The sequence below is a fragment of the Streptomyces specialis genome, from assembly GCF_001493375.1.
Taxonomy (GTDB): Bacteria; Actinomycetota; Actinomycetes; order Streptomycetales; family Streptomycetaceae; genus Streptomyces; species Streptomyces specialis.
Map to the genome: position 1 here is coordinate 260,108 of NZ_LN929895.1, position 6,572 is coordinate 266,679.

Genomic DNA, 6,572 nt, shown 5'->3' on the forward strand with positions numbered 1-6,572 from the left:
GGAATGGTTCCGGCCGGGTCAGCCCTCGCGGCGGTCGATGACGACCGACTCGATCACCACGTCCTGCACCGGGCGGTCGGTGCGGCCGTCGGTCGCGGTGGTGGCGATGGCGTCCACCACCTGCTGGCCGGCGGGGGAGGCGACCTCGCCGAAGATGGTGTGCTTGCCGGTCAGCCACGTGGTGGGCGCGACGGTGATGAAGAACTGCGACCCGTTCGTGCCGGGACCCGCGTTGGCCATGGCCAGCAGGTAGGGGCGGTTGAAGGACAGGTCGGGGTGGATCTCGTCCCCGAACTTGTAGCCGGGGCCGCCGGTGCCGTTGCCCAGGGGGTCGCCGCCCTGGATCATGAAGCCGCTGATCACCCGGTGGAAGACCGTGCCGTCGTACAGCTTCTCCGTGGACTTCACGCCGGTTGCCGGGTTGACCCACTCACGGGTGCCCTCGGCGAGTTCGACAAAGTTCTTGACCGTCTTCGGCGCGTGGTTCGGGAAGAGCCGGACCTCGATGTCGCCGCGGTTGGTCTTCAGGGTGGCGTAGAGCTGCTCAGCCACGATCTACCTTCCGTCTACGTCAGTGACGGTCCCCGATCCTGCCATGCGCACGCGACACGCCGCCCCGCCGGATGCTCGTTCCGCGCGCCGCGTCGCGGCCCACCCGGCATGATTTGCGCATGAATTCCGCATGATTTCCCCAAGGCTGGACAACACGACAAGGCAGTGGGAAAACGCCACCAAGGAGCACAAGGAGGAGCAATCCATGAGCCACAACGGGAAGTCGGGGGTGCGACAGGCCGCGGACGTGGTCACCCCGTACGCCGTGACGGCGAAGGACAGCGCGGTGCAGGCGGCCCAGCAGGCGGGGGCGTACCTGGCCCCGAAGGCCCGTCAGGCGGCGTTGCAGACCCGCGTCACGTACGCCGCGCAGGTCGCCCCGCGGGTGGAGAAGGCGATCGCCGCGGCCGTCCCGGTGAAGGACGAGGCCGCGGCCAGGTCCCAGGCGGCGCTGTCGGCGCTGCGCGGCGAGCTGAGCCCCCGTGAGCTGCGGGCGGCCGTCCGGCGCGGCCGGCGCCGGGCGCGGGCCGGACGGTTCGTCCGGCGCACCGCGCTGCTCGGCCTGGTGGCGGGCGGCGGGTACGTCGCCTGGAAGTGGTGGAGCGGCCAGACCAACCCGGACTGGCTGGTGGAGCCCTCCCCCGCCACCGAGGAGCCGGAGGAGGGCACCCTCGGCTGACGCGCCGGGGCGTCGCCAAGACGCCGATGTGGCGGGCGAGCGGCGGTCAGTCGCCGAAGAAGTCGCCGAAGCCGCCCTCGCCGCCGTCGTTGTTCCCATTGCCGTTCTCTTCCCCGTTGCCACCGTCCGTACCGCCGTCCTGGCCGCCGTCCACGGCGCCCGGGTCGTAGGTGTAGAGCGTGACGGTGGCGGCGGGGTCGGCTTCCTCGCCGCCGTTCGGTGTGGTGTACATCACCATGGCGGTGGCGGTGTCCGGGCCCTCGACCGCGATGGCGGTGAACCCGGCCTGCTGGAGCGCCGCCCTGGCATCGGCCAGGGACTGGCCGCCCACGTTCGGCACCTGGGCCGTGGCGGGCTCGGTGGCCGACGGGATCGCCACGTAGAGCGTGATCACCTCGTTGGGCTGGATCTCGGAGCCGGCGCGCGGGTTCTGGCTGATCACGGTGTTCTCTTCGCGCGAGTCGTCGATCTGGTCCTGGCGGGGGACGACGAATCCGGCCTGCTCCAGCTCCTGCTTCGCGGAGTCGAAGTCGTCCCCGACCACGTCCGGCACCTCGACGCCGGCGATCTCGGCGGCGACGGTGAGCGTGATCTCGGTGCCGGTCTCGGCCTCCTCGCCGCCGTTCGGGTCCTGGTCCAGGACCGTGCCCGGGTCCTCCGCGTCGGTCTCCTCGTCCTCCCGCTTGACCTGGAAGCCCAACTCCTCCAGCTCGGCCTCGGCGTCCTCGTAGTCCTGCCCGGTCACGTCGGGGATCTCGACGGTCTCGGGGCCCTCGGACACGATGACGGTGACGGTGGAGCCGCGGTCGGCCTCGGTGCCGGCCTCGGGGTCGGTGGCGCAGACGGTGCCCTCGTCGGTCTCGCAGGGGCGGGCATCGCCCTCGACCGGCTCGAACCCGGCGTTCTCCAGCTCCCGCATCGCCTCGTCCGGCGACTGGCCGACGACGTCGGGGACGGTCAGGCCGCCCTCCGGGGGGTCGGGGGCGAACAGCGCCCGGCCGATGAAGATCGCGCCGATCAGCACGAGGATGCCGGCGAGCACCAGCAGGATGGTGGAGGTGTTCCGGTTGCGCTGGCGGCGGTCGGCCCGGCCGCCGTAGTCGTCGTACCCGTACCCGTCGGGGTCGCCGACCGGCGGGATCATCTGGGTGGCCGGGTCGGCGGCGCGCAGGGCCGTGGTGGGGCGGTCGTCGTAGCCGTAGGGGACGGCGCCCATCGCGGCCGTGGCGCCGACCGGGCGGCCGTCGAGCGCCGCCTCGATGTCGGCGCGCATCTCGTCGGCCGACTGGTACCGGTAGTCCGGGTCCTTCACCAGCGCCTTCAGCACGATGGCGTCGGTGTCCGGGGTGATTTCGGGGTCGTAGACGCTGGGCGGCTGCGGCTCCTCGCGGACGTGCTGGTAGGCGACGGCGACCGGGGAGTCGCCGATGAACGGCGGCCGGACGGTCAGCAGCTCGTAGAGCAGGCAGCCCGTGGAGTACAGGTCGGAGCGGGCGTCGACGGCCTCGCCCTTGGCCTGCTCGGGGGAGAGGTACTGCGCGGTGCCGATCACGGCCGCGGTCTGCGTCATCGTCATGCCGGACTCACCCATGGCGCGGGCGATGCCGAAGTCCATCACCTTGACCTGGCCGGTGCGGGTGAGCATGACGTTGGCGGGCTTGATGTCGCGGTGGACGATGCCGTTGCGGTGGCTGTACTCCAGGGCCTGGAGGATGCCGATGCACATCTCCAGGGACCGCTCCGGCAGCAGCTTGCGGCCGGAGTGGAGCAGCTCGCGGAGCGTGGAGCCGTCGACGTACTCCATCACGATGTACGGGATGGAGATGCCGTCCACGTAGTCCTCGCCGGTGTCGTAGACGGCGACGATCGCGGGGTGGTTCAGCGAGGCCGCGGACTGCGCCTCGCGGCGGAAGCGGGCCTGGAACGTGGGGTCGCGGGCGAGGTCGGCACGGAGCGTCTTGACGGCGACGGTGCGGCCCAGACGCGTGTCGTGGGCGAGGTAGACCTCGGCCATGCCCCCGCGGCCGAGCACCTGGCCCAGTTCGTACCGCCCGCCGAGGCGACGCGGCTCTTCCATGATTCCAGCCCTCTCCGTTTGGTCCCGGGTCGTACCCCCTGGTCGGCCCTCGGGGCCAGGGACGCAGGCCCTGGCTTACGGTACCCGGCGGGGAAGGACCCACCGGACGGCGGATGGCGGCCGATATCCAACCGGTATCGCCGGTACGGCCCCGACCGGCCGGAAGACCGGTCGGGGTGTATGACGTGTGTTCCTCGGTATCCGTTGCGCCACGCCGGTCACATGGCGGAGATCACCCGGCGTTCTCGCCCTCCAGCACGGCCTCGATGACGTCGATGGCGATCGGGGCGGCCAGGCCGCTGCCGGAGATCTGGTCGCGCTCGTCGGAGCCGTCCTCGACGACGACGGCCACGGCGACGGGCGAGCCCTCGTCGGTCATGGCGTAGGAGATGAACCAGGCGTAGGGCAGCTCCTCGTTGTTCTCGCCGTGCTGGGCGGTGCCGGTCTTGCCGCCGATCGTGGCGCCCTCGACGGAGCTGGTGTCGATGCTGCTCTCCTCGACCATGTACTCCATGGCGTCCTGGAGCTGCTGCGCGGTGTCCGCGGACATCGGGCGGCTCATCTCGTCCGGCTCGTGCTGCTCGACCACGTTGAGGTTCGGGGCGACGAGCTGGTCGACCATGTATGGCTGCATGAGCGAGCCGTCGTTGGCGACGGCGGCGGCGACCATGGCCATCTGGAGCGGGGTGGCCCGGTTGGACGCCTGGCCGATGCCGGCCTGGGCGTTCTGCGGCCGGTTGTCCTCGGGGTAGGAGCTGGCGGTGGCCCGGACCGGGACGAACAGCTCCTCGTTGTAGCCGTACTGCTCGGCCGCCTCGATCATCGTCTCGTTGCCGAGGTCGTTGCTCAGGCCGGCGAAGACGCTGTTGCAGGACCAGCGGATGGCCTCGCGGATGGAGGCGTCCTCGCAGACCCCGGCGATCTGGTTGGGCAGCTCGACGTCGTTCGTGTCCGGCAGGATGTACGGATCGGGGTAGTCGAGGTTCTCGTTGACGTCGTCCACCAGGCCGTTCTCCAGGGCGGCGGCGGCGGTGACGATCTTGAACGTGGAGCCGGGCGGGTAGGTCTCGCGCAGCGCCCGGTTGAGCATGGGGTCGTCCGGGTTGTTCTCCGGCTGGAGCGCGTCCCAGGCGTCGCTGTCGTCCCCGCTGCCGCCGGCGAAGGTGGAGGGGTCGTAGGACGGGGTGGAGACCAGGGCGAGGATCTCGCCGGTGCGCGGGTCGAGGGCGACGACGGCGCCCTTGTTGTCGCCCAGGCCCTCGAAGGCGGCGCGCTGGGCCTCGGCGTCGAGGGTGGTCACCACGTTCCCGCCGCGCTGGTCCTCGCCGGTGAGCATGTCGATGGTGCGGTTGAAGAACAGCCGGTCGTCGTCGCCGGTGAGGATCGAGTCGTAGACGCCTTCGAGGAAGGTGGTGCCGTACACCTGCGAGGCGTACCCGGTGACCGGGGCCCACATCTCGCCGTCGGTCCAGGTCCGCTTGTAGGCGAAGTCGCTGCCCTCGGTCTCGACGGAGCCGGTGATGGGCTCGCCGTCCACGATGATGTCGCCGCGCGGGTGGGCGTAGCGCTCGATGGTGACCCGGCGGTTGTCCTCGTGGTTCTGGAGGTCGTCGGCCTGGACGAACTGGACCCAGTTGACCCGGACCAGCAGGGCCAGGATGAGGAGGCCGCAGAAGACGGCCACCCGTCGCATCGGTTTGTTCATGTCGTCCGGACCACCTGAGTCTGTTCTGCGTCGAGGGAGGGCGCCGGCGCCGGCGCGGGCCGCCGGGCGGTGTCGCTGATCCGCAGGAGGAGGGCGACGAGCGCCCAGTTGGCGATGACCGAGGAGCCGCCCTGGGCCAGGAACGGCATGGTCATGCCGGTGAGGGGGATCAGGCCGGTGACACCGCCGGCGACGACGAAGACCTGGATGGCGAAGATCCCGGAGAGGCCGACCGCCAGGAGCTTGCCGAACGGGTCGCGGGCGGCCAGCGCGGTGCGCATGCCGCGCTCGATGAGCAGGGCGTAGAGCAGGATGACGGCCATCAGACCGGTCAGGCCGAGCTCCTCGCCGACGGTGGCGAGGATGTAGTCGCTCTTGGTGGCGATGCCGCCGATGAGCCGGGAGTACCCCTGGCCGAGGCCGGAGCCGAAGAGGCCGCCGGAGCCGAAGGCGAACATGGCCTGGGCGGTCTCGGTGACCTGGCCGCTGCCGGGCGGGTCGTTCTCCAGTGGGTTCAGCCAGTTGTGGACGCGCAGGCCGACGTGGGAGTTGGTGTTCGCGACGAAGACCGCGCCGCTGGCCGACAGCAGCAGGCCGAAGATGATCCAGCTCGTGCGCTCGGTGGCCACGTAGAGCATGACCACGAAGATCCCGAAGAACAGCAGCGAGGTGCCGAGGTCGGTCTCGAAGACGAGGATCATCAGGCTGATCGCCCAGATGACGAGGATCGGTCCCATGTCCCGGCCGCGCGGCAGGTAGACGCCCATGACGCGGCGGCTGGCGAGGGCGAGGGCGTCGCGCTTGACCATCAGGTAGCCGGCGAAGAAGACGGCGATGATGATCTTGGCGAACTCGCCGGGCTGGAGGGAGCCGACGCCGGGGATGGAGATCCAGATGCGGGCGCCGTTGATCTCCTCGCCGACGATGATCGGGGAGGCGAGCAGGATCAGCGCGACGACCATCGAGATGTAGGTGTAGCGCTGGAGGATGCGGTGGTCCTTGAGGAAGATCAGCACCGCGAGGAAGAGCGCGACGCCGACGGTGGACCAGATGAGCTGGTCGGGCGCCATCGGGCCGCCGAGGGAGTCGGTGGTGATGCCGGGCTCCTGGTCCAGGCGCCAGATGAGGACCAGGCCGAGGCCGTTGAGCAGGGTCGCGATGGGCAGCATCAGCGGGTCGGCGTAGGGCGCGTACCGGCGGACGACGAGGTGCGCGACGCCGGCGAGCAGGCCGAGGCCCAGGCCGTAGCCGAGCATGCCGGCCGGGAGCGTCTCCTCCTTCGCCAGGCCGACGTTGGCGTAGGCGAGGACCGGGATCAGCACGGCGAAGACGAGCATCGCCAGCTCGGTGTTCCGGCGGCTCGGGAGACCGCCGGTGGAGACGGTGGTGTTGCTGGTCTGGCTCATTGCCTTCCGGCCTTCGGGAGTCAGCAGTCCCGGGCGAGCTCGCGCTGGCGCCCGGACATGGACCTGCCTCTTATACACAGCTGACGCTGCCGACGAAGAGGATCGTGTAGACCTAGTTGGACGACAGCGTCATCAAAACACACGCAAGGACAT

5 protein-coding genes are annotated in these 6,572 nt (G+C 70.4%); 1 reads left to right on the top strand and 4 read right to left on the bottom strand.

All coding sequences use genetic code 11. The features are described 5' to 3' along the window. Window positions 1-18: 18 nt before the first annotated feature. Window positions 19-552, bottom strand: coding sequence for a peptidylprolyl isomerase (locus tag BN2279_RS15965; protein ID WP_059010128.1), 534 nt, complete (start codon window positions 550-552; stop codon window positions 19-21). Between the two features lie 205 nt (window positions 553-757). On the opposite strand from BN2279_RS15965, the gene BN2279_RS15970 reads away from it, so the two are divergent. Next, window positions 758-1,231 carry a DUF5324 family protein gene (locus BN2279_RS15970; RefSeq protein WP_059010129.1) on the top strand — a complete coding sequence of 158 codons (474 nt, stop codon included), beginning with the start codon at window positions 758-760 and terminating at the stop codon, window positions 1,229-1,231. Window positions 1,232-1,277: 46 nt separating this feature from the next. Here the strand turns inward: BN2279_RS15970 and pknB are convergent, their stop codons facing one another. The 3 genes from pknB to BN2279_RS15985 all read right to left on the bottom strand — a co-directional run bounded on the left by pknB (window position 1,278) and on the right by BN2279_RS15985 (window position 6,419). Beyond that, the gene (pknB, locus tag BN2279_RS15975; protein ID WP_059010131.1) at window positions 1,278-3,308 is read right to left on the bottom strand and encodes a Stk1 family PASTA domain-containing Ser/Thr kinase; all 2,031 of its coding nucleotides are present in this window, start codon (window positions 3,306-3,308) and stop codon (window positions 1,278-1,280) included. A 232-nt stretch (window positions 3,309-3,540) separates the two neighbouring features. Then, window positions 3,541-5,013, bottom strand: coding sequence for a penicillin-binding transpeptidase domain-containing protein (locus tag BN2279_RS15980; protein ID WP_059010136.1), 1,473 nt, complete (start codon window positions 5,011-5,013; stop codon window positions 3,541-3,543). After that, window positions 5,010-6,419 (bottom strand): FtsW/RodA/SpoVE family cell cycle protein, encoded by a 1,410-nt coding sequence (locus tag BN2279_RS15985; protein WP_059010139.1) that lies wholly within the window; start codon window positions 6,417-6,419, stop codon window positions 5,010-5,012. The genes BN2279_RS15980 and BN2279_RS15985 overlap by 4 nt, the downstream gene beginning before the upstream one ends. Window positions 6,420-6,572 lie beyond the last annotated feature (153 nt).